Genomic DNA, 26,430 nt, shown 5'->3' on the forward strand with positions numbered 1-26,430 from the left:
TCCCGGCGGAATCGGGAAGACGGCACTGCTTCAGCGCATCGGTGCGGAAGCGCGGCTGCACAAGCGCACGGTCTACCAGGTGAGGGGATGCCCGGGCGAGGCGACGAGTGCGTCGTTGGCCCAGGCACAAGCGATATCGGACGATCCCGGCGGTCTGCTCCTCGTCGATGGCGTCGAGAGATACCCGAAGATCGAGGAGTGGCTGGCCGAAGGAATTCTTCCACAGCTGCCTGTCGGTGCCCTCGCGGTCATCGTCGCTCGGCTTCCGCCCGCGTCGGCCTGGCACCTGGACCTCGGCTGGAGCCGGGCGCTTGTGGTGCGCCGTCTGGGACCCTTGCTCCCCGGAGAGGCCGCCCGGTATCTCCAGAGTGCCGGGGTGCCGACCGCATGGCACGAGGACGTGCTCGGGTTCGCTCGTGGCTACCCGCTCGCTCTCGGCCTTGCGGCAGCCGCCGTACGAGAGGGGCAACACAGCCGAGGCCGGCAGCTGACGCCGCCGCTGGCCCGGCAGTTGCTGGATCGCATCGTCGGAGAATTGCCCTCGCCGGCGCACCGTCAGGCACTGGAGGTCTGCGCCCATGCGTGGACGACGGACGAGAGTCTGCTGCGGGCCGTCCTTCCTGAGGACGCGTCCAGCGCCTTTGACTGGCTTCGAAGGCTCCCGTACGTGGAGTCGGGAGCGAATGGTGTCCATCCGTGGGAGTTGATACGGGAGGTCATCGACTCCGATCACCGCTGGCGTGATCGGACGGGATACGAGACGACGCATGGAAAAATACGCCGCCATCTGGTCGAACAGGCCAGGAGCGCGACGACTACGGCCGTCATCCCGGCCACCCTCGCCCTCACGTACCTGCATCGCCACAACGGGTTCGTATCCCGTTTCATCACCTGGAAAAGCCCGGACGGAGTGCATGAGGACACCTACCGCCCGAGCGACCGCGGAGCGGTACTGAGCCTGATCGAAGTGGCCGAGGGAGCGGAGTCGGCTCACATCGCGGCCTTCTGGCTGGACCGGCAGCCCGCCGCGTTCCGCGTCTACCGCAGGGACGGGGAAGCGGTCGCCGTAGCCGCGTGGCTGAGGCTGAGCCTCCCCCTGGACGAAGAGGTGGCCCGGGACCCGGTGACTGCCGCGTGCTGGCGGCACGCCAGGTCTCGGCGGCCTCTTCGCTCGGGCGAGCATCTCGCCATCGCCAGATACATGGTCGCCCCCGACGCCTACCAGCGTCCCTCGCCGGTCATGGACCTGATGATCCACCGGATCCTCGCGGAATTCATCCACGGGGAGAAACTTGCCTGGTCTTTCGTCGTCATGGCCGAGAGTCCCTTCTGGCAGCGCCTGATGACCTACATCGATCAGCGTCCGCTGGTACAGCCGGTGAGCGTCGGGGAACACCACTACACCGTGTACGCCCACGACTGGCGGACGGTCTCGGTGCAGCGATGGCTGGAGGTGAGCGGGCTCGTCGAGTTGGAGGGGCCGGTCGCCCAGCCTGCCGCCGCGGCGGAATCAGCGCCGGGGCCGTTGGCCGTGTTGACCCGAGAGCAGTTCGGGCTGGCGGTGCGGGAGGCCCTCAACGCCTGGCATCGCAGGGGTCACCTCGCCGACAACCCCCTCACCAGGAGTCGGCTCGTCTCCGGGCGTCCGGAGAACGACCCGGTGGCAGCGGTTCGGGAAGTGATCACCGATGCCGTCGACGCTCTGGGTGCCGACCCCGACGCGGCAGCCTGGCACCGGGCCGTGGCCGCGACGTTCATGCGGGGGGCCACCACGAGAGAAGCACGCGCCCGGCGGCTCGGCGTCTCGCTGAGCACGTACCGCCGTCACCTCGCGCGCGGTATGGAACGGCTCATCGAAGACCTCTGGAACCAGGAACTCCGCGGCGCCGACACCCCACAGCGCTGACCCGCGGCGTGAACCGGTTGTGAACCGGACGCGACCTGGTGGCTGAGCGCGAGGTTGTTGAAACCTGGCTCACACGGCCGAACTTCGGCGCCCAGCACTCGCTGACAGGCTCCCCTCATCGCTCACGGCAAGGAAGCGAAGCCACTCCGCCAGGTGATGGAGAGGGCGGGAGCCGGGTGTGGACATGCGATCCCACCAGCAGGCAGGGCGTCGTGGGAACGCAACATGGCCGTTACGGACGTCCCATCGCTGACATGGAGAATCAATGAACGGTGTGCGCAGGAAGACCTCGGCTGTGGCTGGCGCGACAACTGCCGCCATACTTCTGATCACCCTCCTGGTCGCGATCCCGTCCCTGTGGCGTGGTGATATCGGCCTCGGCGTGGGGACCATGGTGGGAGGGTTATGGGTGACGATCATCGCCCGCGGCATTCTCCGGGAAGAACGTGCCGATGGCGGTGACGACGCGGGGGAGTGATGGCACTCCGGCAGGTCGCTGACGCCGGTCAGCGCTCTGCCGGAGTGAAACGGACCGGGAGCCGCACGGGTCCGCGCGTGATGCCGGCGGGCAGCCACTCCACCTCATGGGCCGGGTCGGCCCAGCGCAGATCGGGCAACCGGGTGAGCAGGGCCTGAAGCGCTATGGCCGCCTCCAGCCGGGCGAGAGGAGCACCGATGCAGTGGTGGATCCCATGACCGAAGGACAGGTGCCGGGACGACGCTCGCCCCACGTCCAGCCGATCGGGGTCGCCTCCCGGCTCCACCGGCGCGTCCCGTCCCGCTGACCCGAGAGCGACGACGACGGTGTCTCCCGCTTTGATGGTCTGGCCGCCGAGCGTGAAGCTTTCGGTGGCGAAACGCGCGGGGGTCGTCTCCACGGAGGCGTCGAACCGCAGGAACTCCTCCACGGCTCCGGGAATGAGCTCCGGCCGCGCCCGCAGCGCGCACGCCTGGTCGGGATGGCGCAGCAGCGCGACCACGGCGTTGCCGAGCAGGTTGACCGTGGTCTCGTGCCCCGCCACGACCAGGATGACGGTCGTGCCGAGCAGTTCGGCTTCGGAGAGTCGGCCACCGTCCTGGTCACGGACCGCGATGAGCCGTGAGAGCAGATCGTTGGCCGGGCTTTGCCGCTTGACCTCCAGGAGGTCCCGTAGGTAGGCGTTGAGCGCGAGCAGACTCGACCGCTGCGGCGCCGAGGGGTTACCCACGGCAGTGCGGGTCCAGGCTTGCAGATCGGCTTGTCGCTGCGCGGGGACGCCGAGCAGCTCGCATATCACCGCCATGGGCAGGGGCCCGGTGTACGAGGCCACCAGGTCAGCCTCCCCGCGGTCCGCGATGGCGTCGATCAGCTCGTGTGCCAGCTCCTCGATCCTCGGCGCGAGCCTCTCCGCGGCCCCGGACGTGAAGGCGCCGGCGACCAGACGGCGAAGCCGGGTGTGTTCCGGCGGATCGGCCATCAGCATGTTGCCGCCGAAGCCGGTACCGGCCAGCAGGATCTCCCGGCCCGCGGCCCGCAGGGCCTCCGCGTACGGTTCGGGGTTCTTGCTGAGCTTCGGATGAGCGAGCGCTTCGCGGGCGAGGTCGTACCCCACCACGAGCCAGCTCACTGAGGAGTCGGCCAGACGTACCCGGTGAATGGGCGCGAGCGAACGCAACTGCGCGTAGCGCTCGTGCGCGTGTGCTTTGAATTCAGGGGTGCCCACGGGGACGGGGTCCTGAGCGGGGTCGATGAGATGGCGCGTGGTCATGACGCCACCCTCGGCCCGGGATGTGCTCAGCCACCAGAGCGTTCGGGGGTCATGTGCGGGTCAGCGCACCGAGCATCACCTAGGAGGAACCATCGGCGGCGGGCCCCATCCAGCGGGTGACCTCCGTGACCAGGGAGCCGGTCCATCGCCGAAGGACGGTCTCCCCGTGGCCCGGGTTGGCGCCGGTGGGGTCGCCGAGTACACCGTTCGGACTGACGGCGGCGACCCCATGGGCCCGGAGGCGGCCGATGAGGCCGGAGAGCGGCTGGGTGTTGCCCGGCTCGGCCAGTTCGGGCACGACGTCCTCGGGGCGGAGCCGGAACATGACTGAGGTTTCGGTGTGTCCGGCGTGGCTGTCGTCACCAGGGGCGGAGGAGGGGGACCAGGCCAGTACCCGCCGCCCCTCGGCGTGGAGGGTGCAGGCGGCCGCCCGCAGGGGCTGGTGATTGCCGCCGTGGGCGTTGACGAGGACGACGCCGTGGAAGTGGTCGGCGGAGCGGACGAGTTCGACGAGAAGGAGTTCGAGGGCGTCATGGCCGATGGACAACGTGCCGGGAAACCCGGCGTGCTCCCCGCTGGAGCCGTAGGGGATGGCGGGTGCCACCACGATGTCCGTCATTCGTGTCGCGAGGCGTCTGCACAGTTCGGCGGCGATGGCCGTATCGGTGTCGAGCGGGAGATGGGGTCCGTGCTGTTCGGTCGCGCCGATCGGAACGGCCAGCACCAGATCTTCGCCGCGCCCGGCGAACTGCGGGGAGCGCATACCGCCGAGGTTCATGGGGTGCGTCCTGGCCAGTTGGTGAGACGTGGCAGGAGCGGGGTCATGACACGGTGACGGAGACAACCGGTCCACACACCGGCGCCGTAGGCGAGGTCGTCGGTGATGCGGAGCGCGGTCCAACGTGCCGGGTCCAGTTCGTGGCCGTACGAACACCCCTCGATGAGGCAGGGGAGGAGGGCGGCGATCAGGGCGCGCCTGCCCGCTTTGCCGGACAGTGCCAGGGGCCACCAGGCGCGCCGGGTGGCGTCGGCGAGGATCCGCCCGGCGCCGAGGTGACCCCTGGCGGCGAGGCCGAAGGCGGTGCCGACCGGGATGGCGTGACCGCGGAGCTTGCGGGGCAGCAGGGCCGACGTGGCGGCGGCGAGCGAAAGGCCGCCCAGCGGACGCCCCGTCATCAGCAATGCCCAGACGGCCGCGCTGAAGGGGGAGAGGCTGGCGCAGCTGAGGTTCTCCGGGTGCCGGAGAGCCAGCGGAGCGGCCGAGGTGCCGTACGCGAAACGCTGCCGTAGCCAGGCTCGCAGGGTGGGCCGGGGCTGGTGCCACACTGTGGCCTGGGGCTGGTAGCGCACGGTTCCGCCGGTCGCGATCAGCCGCCAGACGAGGTCGACGTCCTCGCCGAACCGCAGGGCTTCGTCGAATCCGTCCACGGCGGACAGCGCCGTCCTGCGGATCACGAGAGCGGCGCTGGGGACGTAACCGACGCGGCTCATCGGCCGGACGGCGGCGGGCCTGCGCCCCAGGTCCAAGCTGGACCGCTCCGCCTCGTAGCGGCTGAGGGCGCCGGGGCCGGGGAGGCTGCGGACACGCGGCGCCACCGCGAGGACCTCCGGATCGGTGAACAGCGGGAGGACCGACTCCAGCCAGCCCGGCTCGGGAATCGTGTCGGAGTCGAGGAACGCGACGAGCGAGCTGGTGACCTGACGCCAGCCGGTGTTGCGGGCGGCGGCCGGGCCCGCTGGTGCGCGGTGCCGGTGAGTCGCCTGCGGGAGCGGGACGACGGAGCCGTCGTCGACGACGATCCGGGCCGCGAGCCCGGTGGTCGCCGCGAGCAGGCGGGCCACGCCCTCGGGGTTGTCGCGCACGGGCACGACGAGCGTCACATCGGCAGGGCCGAGCGCGCTCGCTCCGGGCAGGGGATGCAGCATCCCGGCGTCGATCAGCCGTCTGGCCAGGGCGCCCTCGGCGCGGTCGCCGTCGGTTGGCCGGCCCTCCAGCCAGTCCTCCACGCGCCCCGCCGCGTCGCGCCGCAGACGGAGCAGTCGCAGCGGAGACCCGCCCAGCAGTACCCTGCCGCCGTCGAAGCGGCGCAGCGAGTCGTCGGGCACCAGACGCGTCCCGGCTGGAAGTGGCGTGCGCCGCTCGCGCGGTGCGGACGTCTTCCGGGGGCGGCCGATCGGCATCATGCGGTGAACCCTCCATCGGCGTGGACGACTGATCCGGTGATCGCGGCGGAGTCCGGCGAGCACAGCCAGCACACGGTGGCGGCGACCTCCGCGGGCTCCAGGAGGCGGCCCACCAGCTGGTGTTGGGCGAAGCCGTCCGCGGAGTCCAGGTCGTACAGGCGCGCGGAGGCGTCGAGCATCGGGGTGCGGGTCGAACCCGGGGAGACAGCGGTGGCGCAGATTCCCGTGGAGCGCAGGTCGTGGGCGAGTCCTCTGACCAGACCGACGACGGCGTGTTTGGCCGCGTTGTACCCGGCGAGGTGCCACAGACCTCGGTGGGCGGCGGCCGAGGCGAGCGCGACGAACCGCCCGGACCGTGGCGCGGGTCTGCGCAACAGCGCGGGGATCGCGGCACGGGCGAGGTTGGCCACACCATCGACACCGACCGAGAACAGCGCCGCCCACTCCTGCTCGGTGTCCTCCCACAGCGGCCGCCCACCGGCGATCACCGCCGCGGCCGCGACAGCGGCGTCGAGCCCGCCGAAGCGTTCCTCCGCGAGCGCCACCGCGTGCCGCAGCGCCCCCCGGTCCTGGACATCGGCGACGACGTCCAGGACGGTGCCCGGAAACTCACGCGCCAGCGCTGCGAGGTCCTCACCCCGGGCGAGGGGGTAGCGGACGCGCGGATCGTCGGCGCACCGGTCGACGGCCACGACGCGCCAGCCCGCTCCGGCCAGTCCACGAACGGTCGCGGCACCGATGCCACGTGCCGCGCCGGTGACGACAGCGGTCCGTCCCGTGTGCATCTGGATCGTCACCTCCTCAGTGGTCGATCCGAAATCCGTCAGGCACGAGAACGTCCTCGGGGACCAGATCGCGGACCGAGGACCGGGCAAGGCCGAGCAGGGCCGAGTCGATGCCGCCGCGCAGGATTTCCAGAACGTTGTGCACACCGGTTTCGCCATTCGCGGCCATGCCCCACAGGTAGGGGCGTCCGACGAGAACGGCCCGGGCCCCGAGCGCGAGCGCCTTCACCACGTCTCCGCCGCGCCGGATGCCACCGTCGAGCACCACGTCCACCTGGCCACCCACCGCGTCGACGATTCCGGGGAGCAGCCGGATGGAGGCCGGGGTGGAGTCGAGGTTGTTGCCGCCGTGGTTGGACACCGAGATCGCGGAGGCGCCGATGTCGACGGCGCGGCGGGCGTCCTCCGGATGGCTGATCCCCTTGAGGAGAAACGGGCCGTCCCACCGCTCACGCAGCCACGCCAGATCGTGCCAGGTCGGCGGTGGCGTGCCCATCCACTCGCCGTAGGCGCCGAAGAAGGTGGGCGCGGCCTGCCCGGCCTCGGCAAGGTTGGGCGTGGTGAGATCGGGCAGAGTGCCCCGCCGGAGAAATGCCGTGAGCCATCGGGGGCGGGCGATCACCTGCGGGGCGAAGGCGAGCATGGACTTGAGGTTCACCTTGTCCGGCAGGGCGGGGCTGCCCCAGTCCCGGCGGTGGGCGAACGTCCAGTCCAGCGTGACGATCAGGCCCTTCGCCCCGGCCCGAGCGGCCCGCTCCAGCCGTCGCACGATGGCCTCGCGGTCTCCCTGCCAGTACACCTGGAAGAACGTCTTCGGGTTCGCCGCGACGACATCCTCGATGGGTTTGCCGGCGAATGACGAGAGCCCGAGCGCGGTGCCGGAGGTGGCGGCGGCACGGGCGACGGCGAGCTCGCCGTCCGGTGCGACCGCCTGCACGCCGGTGGGGGAAAGGATGACCGGGAGGGAGAGTTCCTGGCCCATGACGGTCGTGGTCTGATCCCGTTGCGCGGGCAGGTCGGCGATCCGGGGGCGGAAACCCAGTTCCCCGAACGCCGCGACGTTCTCCGACAGGGTCCGGCCCTCTTCGGCTCCGGCGAGCAGCGCGAGATACACGGACTTCGGCACCCGCTTCTTCGCCCTGCGCTGGGCTTCGGCGACCGTTTCGAACCATTGCTTGGTGCTGGCCATGGGGCTCCTTTGTTCCGTCGGAGGCGGGCTCGGACAGGGCCTAGGGGAGGCCGGTGAGCGGGCTGGTGTCGCAGGCACGGTCGGGACGGCGGTCGGGCGCGGGCGGACCCCAGCCGATGGTGACCGGTACGCCGGAGCGCCTCGGCGCCCCGCGGCGGGAATGGTCCTTCTCCGGTCTGGGGACCGCATCGCCCCTGGCGACGGCCGTCGCACGGGCCCGCTCGCCGTTGCCTTTGACGCACTCCGGGTCCGGTCCGTCCAGGGGGAGGCCGGTGAAGAACTTCGCGGCCATGCATCCGCCCTGGCAGGAGTCATAGGCCGAGCACGAGGAGCACGCACCACCGGTCCGGGGCCGGCGCAGCTCGCCGAACAACTCCGAGGTGCGCCACACTCCCTCGAAGCCGCCCGGATCGCGGACGTTGCCGCCGAGGAACTGGTCGTGTATCGCGAACGGACAGGCGTACACGTCCCCGATCGGGTCGATCAGACACACCACCCGGCCCGCTCCGCACAGGTTCAACCCCGGTAGCGGCGTCGCTCCCAGTCCGTTGAGGTGGAAGAACGAGTCGCCGGTCAGCACGCCCTCGCCGTGTGCCACCAGCCAGTCGTAGAGCGTGCGCTGCTGGGCGGCGGTGGGGTGCAGTTCGTCCCACACGTCCGCGCCCCGGCCCGCCGGCCGCAACCGGGTGATGCGCAACCGCGCGCCGAACCTGTCCGCGATGGCCTTCAACGCATCCAATTGCGCGACATTCTGACGCGTCATCACCACCGAGACCTTGAAATCACGGACACCGGCCTCGGCGAGGTTTTCCATGGCCCGCCAGGCGGTGGCGAATGAGCCGTGGCCGCGAACCGCGTCGTTGACCTCGGTGGTCGCGCCGTCCAAGGAGATTTGGACATCGACGTAGTCGGTCGCGGCCAGATACGCGGCACGCTCAGCGGTCAGGCGGACACCGTTCGTGGAAAACTTCACCCCGACCTGATGGGCGAGCGCGTAGTCCAGGAGTTCCCAGAAATCCGGGCGTACGGTCGGTTCACCACCGCCGATGTTGACGTAGAAGACCTGCATGCGCCGCAGCTCGTCGATGACCGCCTTGCACTCGGCCGTCGACAGTTCCCGCGGATCCCGTCGGCCTGACGACGAGAGGCAGTGGGTGCACGCCAGATTGCAGGCGTACGTCAGCTCCCAGGTCAGACAGATCGGTGCGTCCAGACCACGCTGGAAATGGTCCACCAGGCTCAAGGTTCCTCCTTGCGGGACGAGGTGTGTGACGGGACGGGGGCCGCGCGGGCGCCCGGGGACTCACCGGGGCTGAATGGTGCCCGCGGCGGCGAGTCCCGCCAGCGCGTCGACATAGCGGGACCGCTCGCCGGGCGGGATCCCCGCGGCGGCGAGCGCGCCGTGTACATCGGGGTGGCGCTCCAGCTCCTGGACGACCGTCACCAGGGGGAGGGCCTTCAGAAAGGACAATCGTCGGGTGTCGAAGTCGTAGACCAGCGCACCGAACGGCTCGGGGCGCACGGACACGGTGGGGCTGAGACGGTGGGGCCGCCCCGGGTCGAAGGGGCGGTCCCCGCCTGCGGTCTCAGTAGACGCCGCACATGCCATCGATGGACACTTCCTCGACCAGCAACTCCTCCACCGGCTCCCGTCCGTCGGGGCCCTGGTCCGGCCGCGGATCGGACCGGTTGTCGCCCGCGGCCTCGGCCGCGACCTCGGCGGCGATGTGCTCTGGTGTGCGCACCGTCTTCACTCCTCGTGTGATGGTTGGCGGGTGACCGATCGCGGCGCGCTCATCCGGTGAAGTCGATGATGCCGCGGATGTTCTTGCCGTCGCGCAGGTCCTGATAGCCCTGGTTGATGTCGTCCAGTGAGTAACGAGTGGTGATGAGTTCGTCGAGCTTGAGGCGGCCCGCGTCGTACAGGCGCAACAGGCGCACGATGTCGTACTGCGGGTTCGACGAGCCGAACAGTGTCCCCTTGACGGTCTTCTCCAGGAAGACCATGTCGGATCCGGACAGCTGGACGGTCAGGTTGGCGGCGTTGGAGACACCGGTGATCACGACGGTGCCCCCCTTGCCCACCACGGCGAACGCGGCGGAGACGGTCGGCTCATCCATCGTGCCGATCACCACGAGCGCCTGGTCGGCCCCCTGACCCCAGGTCAACCTCTCGACTTCGGCCTGCGCCTCGGCCGCGTCGGCGAAGACGTGGGTGGCGCCGAACTTCACGGCGGTCTCGCGCTTGAACGCTATCGGGTCGACGCACACCACATACTTGGCCCCGGCGTGCACGGCACCCTGTACGGCGTTGATGCCCACGCCGCCGATGCCGTAGATCACTGTGGTGTCGCCCGGCCGCACCCCACCGGCGTTGACCGCGCTGCCCCAGCCGGTGGGCACGCCGCAGCCGACGAGGACCGCACTGTCCAGGGGGAGCCAGTCGTCCACCTTGACCACCGACAGCTCGGAGACGGTGGTGTACTCCGAGAACGCGCCGAGCATGCAGAAGGCGCCGTAGTCGGTGCCGTCCTTGTGCAGCCGGAACGAGCCGTCCGGCATGCTGCCCTCGAGGATCGTCGCGCCGGCGTCACACAGGTTCTGCCGGCCCGTCGAGCAGTAGCGGCAGGTGCCACAGCTGGGGATGAAGCTGCATACGACGTGGTCACCGGGGGCGACCTTGGTGACGCCGGGCCCGACCTCCTCGACGATCCCGGCGGCCTCGTGGCCGCCGATGATCGGGTAGCGCACGGTGAGGTCACCGTCCATCATGTGCAGGTCCGAGTGACACAGTCCGGCGGCGGTGACCCGTAGCAGCACCTCGCCCCGCGCGGGGCCGTCGAGGTCGAGTTCCATGATTTCGAAGGGCGCGTGGGGCGCGGTGAGCACCGCGGCTCGGGTTTTCATGTCTGCTCCGATCGGAAGGGCATGGCGGGGGCGGGAAGGAAGAGCGGGTCAGCCGTGCATGGTCCACACGGCTTTCGTCTCGAGGTAGCCGTCGAGGCTCTCCGGGCCGAGGTCGCGTCCGTAGCCGGACTGGGCGAAGCCGCCGAACGGGGCCGCCGGGTCCGTCAGGCCCCATCCGTTGACGTAGACGGTGCCGGCCCGCAGCTTGCGCGTGACGCGGTGTTCGGTGTTCACATCGGAGGTCCAGATGCCCGCCGCGAGGCCGTAGTCGCCGGCGTTGGCCCGATGCGCCACCTCGTCGGCTTCGCTGAAGGGGAGCACGACGACCACCGGCCCGAAGATTTCTTCGCGGACGCACTCCATGTCGTCACGGACTCCGGCCAGCACCGTCGGCCGGTGGAAGAAACCCGCGGTGTTCTCCGGGAGCTCGGCCCCCTGGTGCACCGTCGCCCCGTCGTGCGCCGCTCGCTCGACGTAGCCCCGCACGCGATCCAGCTGTCGTTCATTGACCAGCGGGCCGAAATCGACGCCCTCGTCGAGCCCATGGCCGATGCGCAGATCGGCCGCGGCGGCGGCGAGTCGTTCGACCACCTCGTCATGGACATCGCGATGTACGTACAGACGTGACGGTGCGCTGCACGTCTGTCCGGAGTGCCAGAACATGCCGCCGGCGGAGCCGGCGACGGCGGCGTCGAGATCGGCGTCAGCGAAGACGATGTTGGCGCTCTTGCCCCCGAGTTCCAGGGTCACCCGCTTGACCTGGTCGGCGGCCAGGCGCGCGATCCGCTTGCCCACCTGTGTCGAGCCGGTGAAGGAAAGCTTGCGGACACCCGGATGTGTCACCAGCGCCTCGCCGGCCTCCGGCCCCCGGCCCGGAACGACGTTGATCACACCGGGCGGCAGACCGGCCTCGGTCGCGAGTTCGGCGAGCCACAGGGCCGACAGCGGAGTCTCCTCCGAACACTTGAGCACCACCGTGCAGCCGGCCGCGAGCGCGGGTGCGACCTTCCAGGCGAACAGCAGCAGCGGAAAGTTCCATGCGGTGATCGCGCCCGTCACACCGACCGGTTCCCGCTCGGTGCGCACGTGGATGCCCGGGTGCGAGACGGGGATCGTGGCGCCCTCGATCTTGGTGGGCCAGCCGGCGAAGTAGTGGAACACCCGCGCCGCGAACTCCACATCGATCGTGCGCGCAGCCTGACGGACCTTGCCCGCGTCGAGGACTTCGAGTTCGGCGAACTCGTCGGCGTGCTCGTAGATCAGCTCGCCGATGCGGTACAGCATCCGGCCTCGGTCCAGCGGGCTGAACCGCCGCCAGGGGGAGTCGTCGGCGAACGCGCGTTCCGCGGCCGCCACCGCCAGGGCGACATCAGCCGGTCCAGCACACGCGGCGGTGGCGATCCGCGACCCGGTCGCCGGATCGGTCACGGACAGGACTTCCCCGCTCACCCCGGACACCGCCGTGCCGTCGATGAACAGATGAGGCGGGGCCGCCAGCCGCTCGCGCACCCGCGGGGAGACGTGTGAGGGAGTTGTCATCGTCATGGAAGCGCAGCCACCTTCTTTAAATCTTTGATCCGATAGGCATATGGGGCGGACGCTGCGACACGCCATTGGCGACGTCGCGAGTCTTGTCCCCGGGGAGGGCTGTGCGAGGGCCCGCCCCGGGGCGCCGCTCAGCCGCTGCCCCGCTCCGGGGTCGGGAGCGGCAGTCGCTGAGGGTCCGTGGTGTGAGCCGGGTCGGGTACCGGGGCGCCGACGGCCTTCGCGTCGGAGGCATCCCGGTAGGCCAGACTCGCGGCCAGGCCGAGAAGGGAGGTGAAGACCAGGTAGGCGGCCGGTGATATCGCACTGCCCGTCTTGTCGATCAGGAAGGTGGCGATGAAGGGGGCCGACCCACCGAGCACCGCGTTCGCGATGGAGTACGCGAACGAGGAGCCGGCCACCCGCACCCGGGCCGGGAATATCTCCGTCATCGAGACCAGCGTCGTGGAGACGAGGGTGCCGACCAGGAGCCCGAGCACGACCTGGCCCACCACCACGGCCGTAGGTGACGTGGTGATCAGGGAGAAGACGGGGAACGGGGCGATCACGAGCGCGGCGCTGGCGGTGATGAGGATCGGGCGGCGGCCCACCCGGTCGGAGAGCGCCCCCACCACCGGGATGACCGCCATGGTGGCGACGGCTGCCGAGAGCGTCCCGGTCAGGGCGACGCCGGAGCCGAAGCCCAAGGTCGTGGTGATGTAGGAGGCCATGAAGGTCAGGACGATGTAGTACGAGGAGGCGTGCAGACCGGCCAGACCCATCGTCGTGAAGATCTGCCGACGGTAGCTCAGGGCTTCCCGCAGCGGGGACTTCGCGACCTTGTCGGCCTTCTTGAGCGTCCGGAACTCCGGGGTGTCCTCCAGCCGCAGCCGTATGTACAGGCCGATCAGCCCGAGGGGGGCGGCCAGCAGAAAGGGGATGCGCCAGGCCCACTGCTCCATCGCGGTATCGCCCACCAGGGAGACCAGACCCGACACGAGCGCGCTGCCGGAGGTGAACCCGATGGTCGCGGAGAACATGAGCCAGCTGGTGCCGAAGCCACGGCGCCGGGGGCCGGAGTACTCCACGATGAAGGCGCTGACGCTGCCGAGCTCGCCGGCGGCGGAGAAGTTCTGGAGCGCTCGCAGTGCGACCAGGAGCAGGGGCGCGGCGGCGCCGATCGTGGCATAGCCCGGCAGGGCTCCGATCAGCGCCGTCGAGCCGGACATCAGGAGCAGGACGATCACGAGCACGCGCTTACGGCCGATCCGGTCCGCGAGCGGCCCGAAGACCACGGCTCCGAGGGGACGGATGAAGAAGGTCAGTCCGAAGACTCCGAAGGTGGCCAACAGGCCGGTGGTCGGGTTTCCGCTCGGAAAGAACACGGCGGCGAGGTAGACCGCCATGAAGCCGTAGGCGGAGAACTCATACCACTCGATCGCGTGGCCGAAGGACGTGGCCAGGAAGATCTTGCGTCTTGACAAACCCGGAGCGGGGAGCTTGGTCGACATCGTTGTAGACACAGCGGTCCTCTTGCATGGCTGGGGTGGGTAGTGCCGTCGCCCATCCATGGGGACGACGGGATGGGCGAGACTTGATATTTGATACAGTCCTTCATCGTAGGCGGGACCGCAACCCCCTGGGCCCATCAAAAGAACGGATCACGGTGCCCGATGCGTGTGGGGGCCTAAGGCCGGTCCGTGGCTCGCGCCGCTTCGCCCGCCTTCCATCTGGCCACGAGGCCCGAGGGCGTCTCCACCGCGCGCGGACCGTGGAGTTGGCTGGGGGTACGCGAGAACCGCGGCGCCGGAGCCACATGAAGCGTGCCGTCCGCGGTCGTGTAGACCCGCCGGTCGGCCAGGTGGGGGTGATCCGCCGCCTCCGCCAGCGTCAGGACGGGGCTCACACAGGCGTCCTGCCCTTCGAAAGCGTCGACCCATTCCGCCAGCGTCCTGCGCGCGACGACACGGGCGAACCGCTCCTTGGTCCCGGCCCAGGTGTGGCGGTCGTACTGCGGCGGAAGGTCCTCGGGGGCGAAGCCGAGCACGGATACCAGCCGCTTGTAGAAGCGCGGCTCCACGGCGCCGAAGGCCAGATGGCGCAGGTCCGCCGTCTCGTACACCTCGTAGAAGGGCGCGCCGGTGTCAATGATGTTGCTGCCGGGGGGCTCGGCCCACTGACCGCGCGCCATCCATCCCAGGACGGACGTCATGAGCAGGGCCGCGCCGTCCATCATGGCGGCGTCGATGACCTGTCCCCGGCCGGAGGCCGTTCGCTCCAGGAGCGCCGCCAGCACGCCCACGGTCAGGAGCATGCCCCCGCCGCCGTAGTCGCCCACCAGGTTGAGGGGCGGTACCGGCCGTTCGCCCGCCCGGCCGATCTGCCGCAGCACGCCGGCGACGGCGAGGTAGTTGATGTCGTGTCCCGCTTCGGAGGCGAGGGGCCCGCTCTGCCCCCAGCCCGTCATGCGCCCGTACACCAGTGCCGGGTTCCCGGCGAGCAGGGTGTCCGGGCCGAGTCCGAGGCGTTCCATGACGCCGGGCCGGAAACCTTCCAGCACCACGTCCGCGTGGCCGAGGATCTCTTTGGCGCGGGCCAGGTCCGCCGGGTTCTTGAGGTCCAGGGAAACAGTGGAACGCCCTCGCCAGATGGGTCCCCGGCGGTCGTGCGGATCTTCCGTGTTGCGGACCGGACCTTCGATCCGGACCACGTCCGCTCCCATGTCCGCCAGCATCATCGCGCAGAAGGGGACCGGTCCCAGTCCGGCCATTTCGATGACTTTCGTACCGTCCAGGGGGCCCATCGGTGGCACTTCCTTTCCAGAAGACGTCATTGATAATGTATCAAATATAAGCCACACTCGATGTGCGCCACACCTATCTCGTCATGTTCATCACCGAAGAGAGGAGGCGGGTAACCATGAGCGACGCTCTGGCAGAGGCCGAGCCCTTCCGAACGGGGCTGTTCCGCCGATCACCGTTCCGGCTGCTCGGCTCGCGCTGCGACCTGTGTGCCCATGTCACCTACCCGATCCGATCCTTCTGCCCGCGCTGCCGCCGCGGACGGGAGCTCACCGAGATCGAGCTGTCGGCGAGAGGGGAGATCCACACGTTCACCGTGGTCCGGCAGGCGCCGCCCGGGACGGAGGTTCCCTACGTCCTGGCCCAGGTGCTCCTGCCGGAAGGCTGCCGCGTCATGGCGACGTGTGTCGCCGAGGAAGGCCACGCCTACGCCATTGGCGATGTGGTCGAACTGGAACCCATGGCCATGCTCCGGGCCACCGGCCCGGACGCCGTCGGCTACCGCTTCCGCGTCATCCCGAGGGAGTCGTCATGACACCGGCACCCGCCCATGTGGCCGGGGCGGGAATGATCCGCTTCGGCAAGTACCCGGCCGACGTGACCTTGGAGTCCATGGCCGTGCGGGCCGCCCACGCGGCCATGGACGACGCGGGCGCGACGGCGTCCCAGGTGGACGCCGTCTACGTCGGTCATGTCTTCGGCGGCCCGGTCGCGGGCCAGCGCATCGCCGTGCAGCTCGGACTGGACGGTCTGCCCGTCTCCAACCACGAGAACTACTGCGCGAGCGGTGCGACGGCGATCAGGGAGGCATGGACGGCACTCGCCGCGGGACTGCACGACGTGGCGCTGGTCATCGGCGTGGAGAAGATGACGGACCGAGTGGCAGGCGGTGTCCGGCCGGACCCGGGGGACCTGGACGCCGCGATGGGCTTCGTCATGGCGGCCGGGCACGGAATGAGCGCGCGCCGCTACATGGCCGATCACGGCGCGACCCGTGCCCAGATCGCCGCGGTCGCCGTCAAGAACCACGCCCACTCCGTCCACAACCCCTACGCGCAGTATCAGCGGCCGGTGTCGCTGGAGGAGGTCCTGGGGGCGCGCCCGATCGCGGAACCGCTGGGCCTGCTGGATTGCAGCCCCATCTCGGACGGGGCGGCCGCCCTCATCCTGTGCACCCCACGGGGCCTGGCCCGGTTGGGTATCGGCGGCACTACCCCGCGGGTACTCGGCTGCGCCCTGGTCAGCGGGAGCGTGCAGCTGGGAACCGACGATCTCAACGCCGAAGACGTCTCGCGCCGCGCCGCCGAACAGGCGTGGGAGCTCACCGGCGTCGGACCCGAGGACATCGATCTGGTGGAGATGCACGACTGCTTCACGATCGCCGAGATCGTACGGCTGGAGGGAATCGGCCTGATCCCGCGAGGAGAAGGGGCCCGGTGGACGGAGCTCGGGCACACCAGGATCGGTGGAAAGCTGCCCGTCAACGCCAGCGGTGGGCTGCTCTCGCGCGGCCACCCGGTAGGAGCGACGGGCGTCGCCCAGGCGTGCGAACTGACGTGGCAGCTACGGGAACAAGCAGCCGGACGCCAGGTCGACGGAGCCCGGGTGGGACTCGCCTACTGCAAGGGCGGCACCGTCAGCGGAACGGACGGGGGATCGGTGACGACGCTGGTGATCAGCCGATGAACGACTCGGACGCGATCACCATCCCGGCCGCCTCGACCGGCGACTGGATCATCGGCGCCCCCGAAGCGGCCTCCGTGCTGGCCTCCCTGCTCGGCCGCGGGGTCGGCACGGCGAGCTCCCTGGAGCACACGCCGGGGCCGGTGCGACGGCTGTGCCTCGTCCCGGCCATGCCCGAGCCCTGTGCGTTCCAGGACTCGTCCGCGGAACATCTGCACGCCTCCATCGGCGGGACGCTCACCCTCCTGATGACCGAACTCCGCCAGGCCGCACGGGCGATGGGCCGGAATCCGGAAGGCGGCAGGATCGTCGTCCTGCTCCCCGAGAAGCCCAGCATGGGGGCCGCCGACGGGTTCCCCGCCGCCGCCGTATGCGGAGCGGCGGTCTCGATGCTGCGCACCCTGGCCATGGAGCTGGAGCGGCGGAACATCAGCGTCAACACCCTCTTCTACAGCGGTGACCTGTCGGCCTCCGCGAACACCAAGGCTCTCACCGCCCTCCTCGACACCCTCCTGTTCGGGGACACGGCACCGGTCATCGGGCAGGAAGTCTTCGTCGCGGGCGGAGCGGATCTCGGGAGGCTGCACCCATGACGCGTCAACGCGTCGCTCTGGTCACCGGCGCCGGCAACGGCATCGGGCGGGCCAGCGCCCTGGCCCTGGCCGACCGTTCCCACCGCGTGGCCGTGACGGACATCGACGAGGCGGCCGCCCAGCGGACCGTGCACGCGATCACCGAGGCCGGCGGCAGTGCCGTCGCCATCGCGCTCGACGTCACCGACGACACCTCGCGCCGGGCCGCCGTCAGCCGCTGCGTGAGTGAACTCGGCGGGCTGGACCTCCTGGTGAACTGTGCGGGCGTCCTGCGCGACGCACGCATCGAGAAGCTGGAGGATTCCCTGTTCGAGTCCATGCTCGAGGTCAACCTCATCGGCCCGCTCGCCCTCATCCATACCGCACTGCCGCATCTGCGGGCGGCCGGCACCGCATCGGTCGTCAACGTCGCCTCACGCGCCTGGCTCGGCACCTTCGGCTCCACCGCCTACTCCGGGGCCAAGGGCGGCCTTGTCGGGGCATCGCGGTCGCTGGCCCTGGAACTGGCGCCGGACGGAATCACCGTCAACTGTGTCGCGCCAGGGTTCATCGAGACGGACATGACCTCCACACTCCCGCCGAGGATCCGTGAACGGATCCTCGCCGCCATTCCGATCGGCAGGCCGGGCCACCCCGCGGACGTCGCGGAGGCCGTCGTCTTCTTCGCCTCCAACGGCTACTGCACCGGCCAAACGCTGCTCATATGCGGAGGACGCGGCATCGGCCGGCCCATAGCGGAAGCTTCCTGACCCCGGAGGATCCCATGATCACATCCCGCGACAGCCGCTCTCTTCCGCCACCTGGACAAGCCACTGTGCTCGCCACGGGGCTCGGCTTCACGGAAGGGCCCATCGTCCTGGACGGGAACACCCTCGCCGTCGCCAGCGTCAACCGTGGCACCGTCTACCGCCTCGGCCTCGACGGTGGCGATCCCGAACCGCTCATCGACTGCGGGGGAGGGCCCAATGGACTCGCCCTGGGCACGGGCGGTGAGATCCACATCGCCCAGAACGGTGCCACCGCCATGCCGTCACGCTCTTCGGTGCCGGCGGTGCCCTCGATCCAAACCCTGGCGGGGGACCGGCTGACGTCCCCCTCGGACCACCGGGTCGACGCGCCGAGCGACTGCGTGACCGGGCCGGACGGCCTGCTGTGGTTCACCGACCCGGCGGACCACGTGATGGAGGGGCCGGGGAAGCCGGGCCGGGTGCGCACCTGGGACCCGGCATCGGGCCGCATCGAAACCCGTCTGCACGGCCTGATGTTCCCCAACGGCATCGCCTTCGGCGCCGATCCGGCCGAACTCTATGTCGCCGAGACGTCGGCCAGGGTGGTCCGCCGCTACCAGGCCACCGCGACCGGAGCGACAGCCGACGGATGGTGCGCCGAAATCCCTCGCGGGCACCCCGACGGGATCGCCGTCGACGCCGAGGGCTGGCTGTGGGTCGCCGGCAGCCGGGGCAACAACATCATGGCTTTCGACCGCTCGGGCCGGCTGCGCGAGGACATCGATCTCGGCGAGGGCATGTTCGCCACCAGCCTCTGCTTCGCGGGGCCCGGCCTGGAACATCTCGTTGTCACGTCCCCCAAGCGGGGGTCCGTTCTGCTGCTGCGGCCGCCCCACCCCGGCCTCCCGCTGCCGGTGTGGCGGCCACACCTCCCCGGCCGGACCGTCCCCGGGCAGAGGCGGCAGCCGACAGGAGACCGTCCATGAGCGCCCACTCCACACCTCGCCGCAGCTGCCTGTCCGTGCCCGCCGACGACCCGCGCAAAGTGGCCAAGGCCGCGTCCCTCGCCGTGGACGAGATCGTCCTCGATCTGGAGGACGCGGTGGCGGCCGAGCGCAAAGCGGACGCCCGGCAGGCACTGGGCACCGCGTTCGCGGGCACCGCGTGGCGCGCGCCGTCCGTCGCGGTGCGCGTCAACGCCCCGCGCACGCCCTGGGCGCATCTGGACCTCATGGCCTGCGCGCGGATCGACCTCCCGCTCACCACGGTCGTGGTGCCCAAGGTGGAGAGCGCCGGTGACGTCGAGTTCGTCGACCGCCTGCTCGACGGTGCGGAGCGGGAAGCCGGCCGGTCCGGGCCCATCGGCATCCAGGCCCTGGTGGAGACGGCCGAGGGACTGCAGCGGCTTCCGGAGATCGCCGCGGCCTCTCCGCGGCTTCGGACGCTGATCCTCGGCTATGCCGATCTCGCCGCCTCCCTCGGACGCCGCTCGGCGGACACCGACACGTGGCTGCCGGCCCAGGAGGCCCTGTTGTGGGCGGCCCGCCGCCATGGGCTTCAGGCCCTCGACGGTCCCTACCTGGGGCTGACGGCGGACGAGCGGTTCGAGGCCGCGGTCCGACGGGCCCGGGATCTGGGCTTCGACGGAAAATGGGCGATACACCCCCGTCAGGTGCCGACGGTGACGGCCGCGTTCAGCCCCAGCGACGAAGAAGTAGCGTGGGCCCGCCAGATCATCGACGCACTGGACCATCGGACGGGCCGCCGGAAGGCCGGTGCCGTCGCCGTGGACGGACAGATGGTGGACGAGGCCGTCGTGGTGAGAGCACGACGGGTCCTGGCCAACGCGAAAGAGCTGAGCACACCATGACGAACACACGCAGGGCCGAAGGCGTACGGTTCGAGGGCGGAGGGCCCTATTTCGAGGAGCTGTCCGTCGGCGATGCCTTCGAGTCGGCTCCGGCACTCACCCTCACCAGCGGTATGGCGGACACCCACCGCGCCATCCTCGGGGACCGCATGCGCCTGTCCCTCGACACGACGCTCTCACGGCGGGTCACCGGCGCCGACACCCCCCTCGCCCCTCCCGCCCTGGTCTGGAACGTCGCCATCGGACAGTCCACGACCGTCACCCACCACGTGGTGGCCAACCTCTTCTACCGCGGGCTCGTCTTCCGCCGGTACCCCGTCATCGGCGACACCCTGCACACGCGGACGGAGGTCGTCGGCCTGCGCCAGAACAGCCGGAAGCCGGGCCGCGCCCCCACCGGGCTGGCCGCCCTCAGGGTGACGACCACGGACCAAGCCGGCCGACCGGTGCTGGACTTCGTCCGCTGCGCGATGCTCCCGCTGGGGGACCAGAGCGCCGAAACCGGCCACGCGGACGACTTCGTCGGCATCACCGACACCGATGCGGAGGCCGAGGAGAAGAGCGTGGCCGCACAGGTGGGCACGTGGGACCTGACGGCCTTCCCCTCCGCCGGGGGAGCCGGTGTCCCGCCCGAGGGGCAGGTGGTCGCGGTCCAGGGCGGCGATGTGGTCTCGTCCGCTCCCGAACTGGCGCGGCTGACGCTCAACATCGCCGCCGTGCACCACGATGCCACCGCGTCGTCCGAGGGCCGCCTGGTCTACGGCGGACACACCATCGGGCTGGCCCTGTCCCAGGCGAACCGCGTCCTGCCCGACCTGATCACCGTCACCGGGTGGCGCGGTTGCGACCACACCGGTCCCGTCCGCGAGGGCGACACCCTGCACAGCGAGCTGGAGATCGAGTCCGTCGAGCCCTTCTCCCCGGCGGCACAACTCATCCGCCTGCGCTCGCAGGTGTGGGCCCGCAGCACCCCTCAGGACCAGCCCCGCTTCGTACTGGACTGGCGATACACCGCACTCCTGCCCCGCGGCACGGAAATCCGCGCACCACATGGCCCGGAAGGAAGAACAGCATGAACCTGAGCGAAGAGGAACGCTTCATCGTGGCCACGGTCCGGGACTTCGTCGACAAGGACGTCCGGCCCGTGGTCCAGGAACTGGAGCACGCCAACACCTACCCCGAGAAGCTCATCGAGCAGATGAAGGAGATGGGCATCTTCGGGCTGGCGGTGCCGGAGCCCTATGGGGAGATCAAGGTCTCCACCCCCTGCTACGCCCTGATCACCGAAGAACTCGCCCGCGGCTGGATGAGCCTGGCCGGGGCCATGGGCGGCCACACCGTCGTGGCGAAACTCATCGACCTCTACGGCACCGAGGAACAGAAACAGCGCCTGTTGCCGCGCATGGCCACGGGCGAGCTGCGGGCGACGATGGCCCTCACCGAGCCCGGGGGCGGATCCGACTTGCAGGCGATGCGGACCACCGCCCGGCGCGTCGGCGACCGGTACGTGGTCAATGGGACGAAGACCTGGATCAGCAACGCCCGCCGCGCCGGGCTGGTGGCGCTGCTGTGCAAGACCGACCCCTCCGCGAGCCCGGTCCACGCGGGCATCAGCATCCTCCTCATGGAGAGGAGCGAGGGCCTGGAGGTTTCCAGGGACCTTCCCAAGCTGGGGTACAAGGGTATCGAGACCTGCGAACTCTCCATCGCGGGGGCGGAGGTGCCCGCCGACGCGCTGCTCGGAGGCGTGGCGGGCAAGGGCTTCGCACAGATGATGAAGGGCCTGGAGATCGGGCGCATCCAGGTCGCGGCCCGTGCCACCGGTGTGGGGCGGGCGGCGCTGGACGATGCCCTGCGGTACGCGCAGGAGCGGGAGTCTTTCGGCCGGCCGATCTGGAAGCACCAGTCCATCGGCAACTACCTCGCCGACATGGGTACCAAGCTGACGGCCGCCCGCCAACTGGTCCTGTACGCCGCGGAGCGGCTCGATTCCGGCGCCCGGTGCGACATGGAAGCCGGGATGGCCAAGCTGTTCGCCTCGGAGACCGCCATGGAGATCGCCTTGAACGCGATCCGGGTCCACGGCGGATACGGGTACTCCACCGAATTCGACGTGGAGCGGTATTTCCGCGACGCTCCCCTGATGATCGTTGGCGAGGGGACGAACGAGATCCAGCGCGGCGTCATCGCCTCACAGATGGTCAAGCGAGGGGGCATCGAACCGTGACGCGGACTGCCCGTGACCACACGGGACCCCTTCACGTGGATGTATTATCCAGTCGTGTATGTGCTGGGAGGCTGATTCGTGTGGTGGAAGGTCTCGGTGACGCTCCGAGTCCCCGGAGGGAACGGTCGGCGTCCACAGGACGCTCACGGGACGGTGGCTCCGGACGGGTCGCGCGTCGCAACCTGAGCGGTGAGGTGGTCGACCGGATCCGCGCTTTGATCTTCGACGGCACGTTGAAGGCCGGGCAGCGGGTGCCGCAGGACACGATCGCGCGCGATCTCGGCGTCAGTCGTCTGCCGGTGCGTGAGGCGCTGATCTCGCTGGAGGCGGAAGGGCTCGTCGTCTCCGAGCCGCATCGTGGTACCTATGTGGTGCCGATCCTCCAGGAGGACATCGCCGATCACTACCGGGTGTACGGGATGGCGCAAGGGTTGGCCGCGCGCCGTGCGGCCACGCGTATCACCGAGCCGACCATGGCGCGGCTGAAGCAGTTGCACGAGCTGATGCGGAAGACCGAGGACGAGAGTGAACTGCACAGCCTGAACTGGGAGTTCCACGCTCTGATCAACCAGACGGGAGGCAGTCGTCGGCTGCTTTCGGTCCTGCGGCAACTGGCCCGCAACCTGCCGCGCGAGGTGTACGAAGTGGCTCCCGGGGCCGACCCGGAAGCCAGCCGGGACCACCAGGAGCTCATCGAGGCGCTCGAAGCGGCCGATGGCGCGCGCGCCGACACGCTGTCCCGGCAGCACATGGCCAGGGAAGCGGACTATGTCATCGCCAAGCTGAAGCGCGACGGCATACTGGCCGACGACCTGGACTGAGAAGAGTCCCGGCGGAAGAGACGGGCACCACCTGTCCTGCGGAACAACCTCTTGCCCTGACAGAAGAAGGCTTAGATAATGTATCAAATATCAAGGAGGGTTCGATGGCGACAAGCTCGTGGCCCGGGGGAGCGGCCGCCGTGGTGGGCCTCGGCAGCACGGAGTTCGGGCATCTGCCCGGTTGCTCCGCGGATGATCTCGGCCTTCGGGCCCTGGTGGCGGCGATGGCCGACGCGGAGCTCGCTCCCTCGCGGATCGACGGCCTGGTGGCCAGCCGGGTCAGCGGCTACGAGACCATGGCCGCTCGCGCGGGGATCGAACCGCGGTGGTCGCTCCAGCTGCCCGCCGAAGGCCGGATGACCGGTCCGGCCATCCAGAGCGCCGTCCTCGCCATCGCCGCCGGAATGTGCACGACGGTGGCGCTGGTGTACGGCAACAACGGCAAATCAGGCCGTCACACCTACGGTGGCGAGGGGGCCAGCTCCAGCGCCGCGGCCGAGGGATACGGCACGGTACCCGAGCTGACCCGGCCGTACGGCATGACCTCGCCCGGTGCCTACTACGCCCTCATGCTGCAGCGGCACCGAGCGCAGTTCGGCACCAGCGAGGAGCAGCTGGCGACCGTGGCGACGACCTTCCGGCGCCACGCGGGCCTGAACCCCTCCGCCGTCCTGCGTACCCCGCTGACCACGGAGGACTACCTGGACTCCCGGTACGTCGTGAAGCCCATGCACCTGTTCGACTACTGCTTGATCAATGACGGCGGCGTGGCCATGATCATCACCCGCGCGGACATCGCCCGCGACCTCCCGCACCGCCCCGTGCACATCGTGGGCTTCGGCCAGCGGGGGCGGCTGCGGGACTCGGACTATCCGCCCGAGGACTACTGGCACGCTGCCATCGGCGCCGCGGGTGGCGACACCTACCACATGGCCGGCCGTGAGCGTGAGGATGTCGACGCGCTCATGGTGTACGACAACTTCAGCCCGAACGTGCTCTTCTCCCTCGAAGGTCTGGGCTTCTGCGAGCCCGGTGAATCCGGTGCCTGGATCCAGGACGGGCGCATCGGACTCGGCGGTGAACTCCCGCTGAACACCTCCGGCGGCCACTTGTCCGAGAGCTATATGCAGGGATGGGCGCTGAACGTGGAGGCCGTGCGGCAACTGCGCGGCGAGTGCGGGCCCCGCCAGGTCGAGGGCGCCTCCTGCGTCCAGTACGTGGCGGCGGCCCCCATCGTCTCGTCCATTCTCTACGGAACGGAGGCGTGAGGTGCCCACTCCCCTCACCGGCCCGGACCCGTCCCAGAAGGTCATCGATCCGGTCGGGCCCCATGCGGAGGGCCTGAAGGAAGGCCGGCTGCTGGTCGCACGATGCGCCGGCTGCGGCCATGTGAGCCTTCCCATGCGACCGGTGTGCGGCCGGTGTGCCACCGTGGGCCGGGCTTACTGGATCGTCTCGTCCGGCCGCGGCCGGCTGTGGTCCTTCGTCGAGTTCCACAAGACGTACTCGAGCACTTTCAAGCTGGCAGCTCCCTACGTCGTGGCCGTGATCGAGCTGGAGGAGGGCGCTCTGATCTACGGCAACGTCGACGCCCCCTACGCCGACCTCGAGGTCGCCATGCCGGTCACCGCCCGGTTCGAGGACACCGGACACGGCCGCGAGTTGATCTTCACCACCGAGTGACCCATCCCCTTGTGAAGCCGCCTGTTGCACCATGAACAGACAAGGAACAGCCGAGATGACATCCCAAGCACCAGCCTCCCGGACGATGGGCGCCCTGCTCCGTGAGATGGCCGCGCGGTACGGAGACCGCCCGGCGATCGCGTTCGAGGGGCGGCAGATTTCCTTCGCCGAACTCGACGCGACGGTGGACCGATGGGCGCGGTCGCTCCTCGCCTGCGGCATTGAACAGGGGCAGTCGGTGAGCGTGCTGGCGGGCAATCGCCCCGAGTGGCTCTATGTCGCCATGGCATCGGCGCGGATCGGCGCGGTGCTGGTCCCCCTCAACACCTGGCATCGGGCCGACGAGCTCGGCTATGTGCTGGAGCACGGTGATGTGAAGATCGCCTTTTGCACGGACCGCCTGCGCTCCACCGACTACGCCCAGATCATGGCCGAAGCCGTTCCGGCCGCCACCCGCCGGCCCTCCGAGGATTCGCGCCTTGACGAGCCGTTGCTGCCGTGCCTCGAGCGCGTCATCGAGCTCGGGCCCCACCGCCTGCCGGGTGCCGAGACGCTTCGGCACTTCCTGGCCCGGGCGGAGTCGGTGCCGGTGGCGGAGCTGCACGCGGCGGAAGCCGCGGTGAGCGATGACGACCTGCTCTATCTCATCTACACCAGCGGGAGCACAGCACGGCCCAAGGGGGTTCTGCTGGAGCACGGCCATCTCATCGACAACACCTTCCACATCGGCGAGAGGCAGGGCATCACCTGCGAGGACCGCTCCTTCCTGGCCACCCCTCTCTTCTACGGGCTCGGCCTGCTGCAGGCCGTCGGCGCCACGTGGACCCACGGCGGCTGTGTCGTGCTGATGGAGGTGTACGAGCCGGGCGCGGCACTCCGCGTTCTCGAGTCCGAGCGCTGCACCGCCTTCTACGGGCTGGGCAATATGACCCGGAGCCTGGTCGAGCACCCGGCCTGGGGCAAGCACCGCATCAACCTCACCAAGGGCGTCCTCGGGCTGACCCCCGTGGACAAGAGCCTCGCGCACGACGCCCTCGGACTCACTCACGGGACGGCGATATACGGTCTGACGGAGTCCTACGGACTGTGCGCCGCCGGTGATCGGAACGACTCGTTCGAGAGGGCGAGGGACACCATCGGCCGCCCGCTGCCGGGCTGGGACATCAAGGTGGCCGACCCGGTGACGGACGAGGAGCTGAGCCAGGGGGCCGTCGGACAAGTCCTCATCCGCGGCCATGCCACGCGCGGCTACCACAAAGACCCGCAGCGCAACAAGGACACCTTCACTTCGGACGGCTATTTCCGCACCGGCGACCTCGCCAGTTTCACGGCCGACGGGGACCTGGTCTTCCACTCCCGGTTGTCCGAGATGATGAAACCCGGCGGGATCAATGTCAGCCCGCTGGAGGTCGAACTCATCATCGCGCGACTCGACGCCGTCCGCGAGGTCCATGTGGTCGGGGTCCCGCATCCGCAGCTCGGCGACCGTATCGTGGCGTTCGTGGACGCCGACCCCGAGCGGCTGTCCGCCGAGGATGTGACGCGGCATGTGCGGTCCGCCGCGGCCAAGTACAAGACGCCGCACCACGTCATCTTCCGCGATGCCGCCGAGCTGCCCCGCGTCGCCAGCGGAAAGGTGCCCAAGGCCGCCCTCCGGGAGATCGCCCGGCGCGAGATCGGCCTCGGCCTCTGAGAGCGGCCGTAGGCCAGGCGGTGGACGTACTCGCTGAGCTCGCCCGGGAAGGCCGTGCCGGTAACGCGGCGATGTCCGTGCGGCGAGG

General features: G+C 69.9%; 26 protein-coding genes. 14 read left to right on the forward strand and 12 right to left on the reverse strand.

Translation table 11 applies throughout. The annotated features are described in order from the left end of the window. The first annotated feature begins 115 nt into the window (after window positions 1-115). Entirely contained in the window at window positions 116-1,906 is a 1,791-nt protein-coding gene (locus BLV72_RS00985) for an ATP-binding protein (protein WP_244320538.1), read from the forward strand. A gap of 265 nt (window positions 1,907-2,171) precedes the next feature. Then, on the forward strand, window positions 2,172-2,384 hold the full coding sequence (locus BLV72_RS00990) for a hypothetical protein (RefSeq protein ID WP_143059714.1): 213 nt from the start codon (window positions 2,172-2,174) through the stop codon (window positions 2,382-2,384). A gap of 28 nt (window positions 2,385-2,412) precedes the next feature. On the opposite strand, the gene BLV72_RS00995 is transcribed toward BLV72_RS00990, so the two are convergent. The 12 genes from BLV72_RS00995 to BLV72_RS01050 form a co-directional block, all read right to left on the reverse strand. Continuing rightward, a complete protein-coding gene (locus BLV72_RS00995; protein WP_093459610.1) occupies window positions 2,413-3,654 on the reverse strand; it encodes a cytochrome P450 family protein in 1,242 nt (413 codons plus the stop codon). 79 nt (window positions 3,655-3,733) lie between these two features. Beyond that, the gene (gene mftE, locus BLV72_RS01000; RefSeq protein ID WP_093459612.1) at window positions 3,734-4,432 is read right to left on the reverse strand and encodes a mycofactocin biosynthesis peptidyl-dipeptidase MftE; all 699 of its coding nucleotides are present in this window, start codon (window positions 4,430-4,432) and stop codon (window positions 3,734-3,736) included. Continuing rightward, window positions 4,429-5,838, reverse strand: a complete 1,410-nt coding sequence (gene mftF / locus BLV72_RS01005) for a mycofactocin biosynthesis glycosyltransferase MftF (protein WP_208905446.1) — start codon at window positions 5,836-5,838, stop codon at window positions 4,429-4,431. The genes mftE and mftF overlap by 4 nt, the downstream gene beginning before the upstream one ends. Beyond that, window positions 5,835-6,623, reverse strand: coding sequence for a mycofactocin-coupled SDR family oxidoreductase (locus tag BLV72_RS01010; protein WP_093460004.1), 789 nt, complete (start codon window positions 6,621-6,623; stop codon window positions 5,835-5,837). Before BLV72_RS01010 ends, mftF begins: the two co-directional genes overlap by 4 nt. Window positions 6,624-6,639: 16 nt before the next feature. Next, a complete protein-coding gene (gene mftD, locus BLV72_RS01015) occupies window positions 6,640-7,812 on the reverse strand; it encodes a pre-mycofactocin synthase MftD (protein WP_093459613.1) in 1,173 nt (390 codons plus the stop codon). 40 nt (window positions 7,813-7,852) lie between these two features. Then, on the reverse strand, window positions 7,853-9,046 hold the full coding sequence (mftC, locus tag BLV72_RS01020) for a mycofactocin radical SAM maturase (protein WP_244320588.1): 1,194 nt from the start codon (window positions 9,044-9,046) through the stop codon (window positions 7,853-7,855). Window positions 9,047-9,115: 69 nt separating this feature from the next. Beyond that, complete coding sequence (gene mftB / locus BLV72_RS01025; RefSeq protein ID WP_093459616.1) at window positions 9,116-9,421, reverse strand: mycofactocin biosynthesis chaperone MftB; 306 nt, start codon at window positions 9,419-9,421, stop codon at window positions 9,116-9,118. Then, a complete protein-coding gene (gene mftA, locus BLV72_RS48585) occupies window positions 9,399-9,557 on the reverse strand; it encodes a mycofactocin precursor MftA (protein WP_244320540.1) in 159 nt (52 codons plus the stop codon). Before mftA ends, mftB begins: the two co-directional genes overlap by 23 nt. A 49-nt stretch (window positions 9,558-9,606) precedes the next feature. Further along, complete coding sequence (locus BLV72_RS01035) at window positions 9,607-10,719, reverse strand: NDMA-dependent alcohol dehydrogenase (protein ID WP_093459620.1); 1,113 nt, start codon at window positions 10,717-10,719, stop codon at window positions 9,607-9,609. Window positions 10,720-10,767: 48 nt separating this feature from the next. Further along, entirely contained in the window at window positions 10,768-12,264 is a 1,497-nt protein-coding gene (locus BLV72_RS01040) for an aldehyde dehydrogenase family protein (RefSeq protein WP_093459622.1), read from the reverse strand. Between the two features lie 131 nt (window positions 12,265-12,395). After that, window positions 12,396-13,727 carry an MFS transporter gene (locus BLV72_RS01045; protein WP_208905447.1) on the reverse strand — a complete coding sequence of 444 codons (1,332 nt, stop codon included), beginning with the start codon at window positions 13,725-13,727 and terminating at the stop codon, window positions 12,396-12,398. A 203-nt stretch (window positions 13,728-13,930) separates the two neighbouring features. Continuing rightward, a complete protein-coding gene (locus BLV72_RS01050) occupies window positions 13,931-15,046 on the reverse strand; it encodes a CaiB/BaiF CoA transferase family protein (RefSeq protein WP_093459625.1) in 1,116 nt (371 codons plus the stop codon). 116 nt (window positions 15,047-15,162) lie between these two features. On the opposite strand from BLV72_RS01050, the gene BLV72_RS01055 reads away from it, so the two are divergent. From BLV72_RS01055 to BLV72_RS01110, 12 genes are all read left to right on the forward strand, one after another. Beyond that, window positions 15,163-15,579, forward strand: a complete 417-nt coding sequence (locus BLV72_RS01055) for a Zn-ribbon domain-containing OB-fold protein (RefSeq protein WP_167746228.1) — start codon at window positions 15,163-15,165, stop codon at window positions 15,577-15,579. Next, on the forward strand, window positions 15,576-16,730 hold the full coding sequence (locus tag BLV72_RS01060; RefSeq protein ID WP_093459628.1) for a thiolase family protein: 1,155 nt from the start codon (window positions 15,576-15,578) through the stop codon (window positions 16,728-16,730). The genes BLV72_RS01055 and BLV72_RS01060 overlap by 4 nt, the downstream gene beginning before the upstream one ends. Next, on the forward strand, window positions 16,727-17,320 hold the full coding sequence (locus BLV72_RS01065; RefSeq protein WP_093459630.1) for a Rossmann-fold NAD(P)-binding domain-containing protein: 594 nt from the start codon (window positions 16,727-16,729) through the stop codon (window positions 17,318-17,320). The genes BLV72_RS01060 and BLV72_RS01065 overlap by 4 nt, the downstream gene beginning before the upstream one ends. After that, window positions 17,317-18,069: an SDR family NAD(P)-dependent oxidoreductase gene (locus tag BLV72_RS01070; protein ID WP_093459631.1), complete on the forward strand. Its 753-nt coding sequence runs from the start codon at window positions 17,317-17,319 to the stop codon at window positions 18,067-18,069. Before BLV72_RS01065 ends, BLV72_RS01070 begins: the two co-directional genes overlap by 4 nt. Before the next feature lie 14 nt (window positions 18,070-18,083). Then, a complete protein-coding gene (locus BLV72_RS01075; protein ID WP_167746229.1) occupies window positions 18,084-19,034 on the forward strand; it encodes an SMP-30/gluconolactonase/LRE family protein in 951 nt (316 codons plus the stop codon). Beyond that, on the forward strand, window positions 19,031-19,918 hold the full coding sequence (locus BLV72_RS01080; protein WP_093459633.1) for an HpcH/HpaI aldolase/citrate lyase family protein: 888 nt from the start codon (window positions 19,031-19,033) through the stop codon (window positions 19,916-19,918). Before BLV72_RS01075 ends, BLV72_RS01080 begins: the two co-directional genes overlap by 4 nt. Next, window positions 19,915-20,994 (forward strand): MaoC family dehydratase, encoded by a 1,080-nt coding sequence (locus tag BLV72_RS01085; protein WP_093459634.1) that lies wholly within the window; start codon window positions 19,915-19,917, stop codon window positions 20,992-20,994. The genes BLV72_RS01080 and BLV72_RS01085 overlap by 4 nt, the downstream gene beginning before the upstream one ends. Further along, a complete protein-coding gene (locus BLV72_RS01090) occupies window positions 20,991-22,145 on the forward strand; it encodes an acyl-CoA dehydrogenase family protein (protein ID WP_093459636.1) in 1,155 nt (384 codons plus the stop codon). Before BLV72_RS01085 ends, BLV72_RS01090 begins: the two co-directional genes overlap by 4 nt. Before the next feature lie 194 nt (window positions 22,146-22,339). After that, the gene (locus BLV72_RS01095) at window positions 22,340-22,966 is read left to right on the forward strand and encodes a GntR family transcriptional regulator (RefSeq protein WP_208905449.1); all 627 of its coding nucleotides are present in this window, start codon (window positions 22,340-22,342) and stop codon (window positions 22,964-22,966) included. 104 nt (window positions 22,967-23,070) lie between these two features. Next, on the forward strand, window positions 23,071-24,234 hold the full coding sequence (locus BLV72_RS01100; protein ID WP_093459637.1) for a thiolase family protein: 1,164 nt from the start codon (window positions 23,071-23,073) through the stop codon (window positions 24,232-24,234). 1 nt (window position 24,235) lies between these two features. Beyond that, window positions 24,236-24,649 (forward strand): Zn-ribbon domain-containing OB-fold protein, encoded by a 414-nt coding sequence (locus tag BLV72_RS01105; protein ID WP_093459639.1) that lies wholly within the window; start codon window positions 24,236-24,238, stop codon window positions 24,647-24,649. Between the two features lie 55 nt (window positions 24,650-24,704). Next, window positions 24,705-26,342 carry an AMP-binding protein gene (locus BLV72_RS01110; RefSeq protein ID WP_167746230.1) on the forward strand — a complete coding sequence of 546 codons (1,638 nt, stop codon included), beginning with the start codon at window positions 24,705-24,707 and terminating at the stop codon, window positions 26,340-26,342. The last annotated feature ends 88 nt before the right edge of the window (window positions 26,343-26,430 follow it).

The organism is Streptomyces melanosporofaciens, from assembly GCF_900105695.1.
GTDB lineage: Bacteria > Actinomycetota > Actinomycetes > Streptomycetales > Streptomycetaceae > Streptomyces > Streptomyces antimycoticus.

Coding starts and splice junctions, on each gene's coding strand:
- BLV72_RS01110 (WP_167746230.1), top strand. CDS start 24,705: ATGACATCCCAAGCACCAGCCTCCCGGACGATGGGCGCCCTGCTCCGT.
- BLV72_RS01010 (WP_093460004.1), bottom strand. CDS start 6,623: ATGCACACGGGACGGACCGCTGTCGTCACCGGCGCGGCACGTGGCATC.
- BLV72_RS01060 (WP_093459628.1), top strand. CDS start 15,576: ATGACACCGGCACCCGCCCATGTGGCCGGGGCGGGAATGATCCGCTTC.
- BLV72_RS01055 (WP_167746228.1), top strand. CDS start 15,163: ATGAGCGACGCTCTGGCAGAGGCCGAGCCCTTCCGAACGGGGCTGTTC.
- mftB (WP_093459616.1), bottom strand. CDS start 9,421: ATGGCATGTGCGGCGTCTACTGAGACCGCAGGCGGGGACCGCCCCTTC.
- BLV72_RS01050 (WP_093459625.1), bottom strand. CDS start 15,046: ATGGGCCCCCTGGACGGTACGAAAGTCATCGAAATGGCCGGACTGGGA.
- BLV72_RS01040 (WP_093459622.1), bottom strand. CDS start 12,264: ATGACGATGACAACTCCCTCACACGTCTCCCCGCGGGTGCGCGAGCGG.
- BLV72_RS01080 (WP_093459633.1), top strand. CDS start 19,031: ATGAGCGCCCACTCCACACCTCGCCGCAGCTGCCTGTCCGTGCCCGCC.
- BLV72_RS01035 (WP_093459620.1), bottom strand. CDS start 10,719: ATGAAAACCCGAGCCGCGGTGCTCACCGCGCCCCACGCGCCCTTCGAA.
- BLV72_RS01075 (WP_167746229.1), top strand. CDS start 18,084: ATGATCACATCCCGCGACAGCCGCTCTCTTCCGCCACCTGGACAAGCC.
- BLV72_RS01085 (WP_093459634.1), top strand. CDS start 19,915: ATGACGAACACACGCAGGGCCGAAGGCGTACGGTTCGAGGGCGGAGGG.
- BLV72_RS01100 (WP_093459637.1), top strand. CDS start 23,071: ATGGCGACAAGCTCGTGGCCCGGGGGAGCGGCCGCCGTGGTGGGCCTC.
- BLV72_RS01090 (WP_093459636.1), top strand. CDS start 20,991: ATGAACCTGAGCGAAGAGGAACGCTTCATCGTGGCCACGGTCCGGGAC.
- mftF (WP_208905446.1), bottom strand. CDS start 5,838: ATGATGCCGATCGGCCGCCCCCGGAAGACGTCCGCACCGCGCGAGCGG.
- BLV72_RS01065 (WP_093459630.1), top strand. CDS start 16,727: ATGAACGACTCGGACGCGATCACCATCCCGGCCGCCTCGACCGGCGAC.
- mftD (WP_093459613.1), bottom strand. CDS start 7,812: ATGGCCAGCACCAAGCAATGGTTCGAAACGGTCGCCGAAGCCCAGCGC.
- BLV72_RS01070 (WP_093459631.1), top strand. CDS start 17,317: ATGACGCGTCAACGCGTCGCTCTGGTCACCGGCGCCGGCAACGGCATC.
- BLV72_RS00995 (WP_093459610.1), bottom strand. CDS start 3,654: ATGACCACGCGCCATCTCATCGACCCCGCTCAGGACCCCGTCCCCGTG.
- BLV72_RS00990 (WP_143059714.1), top strand. CDS start 2,172: ATGAACGGTGTGCGCAGGAAGACCTCGGCTGTGGCTGGCGCGACAACT.
- mftE (WP_093459612.1), bottom strand. CDS start 4,432: ATGAACCTCGGCGGTATGCGCTCCCCGCAGTTCGCCGGGCGCGGCGAA.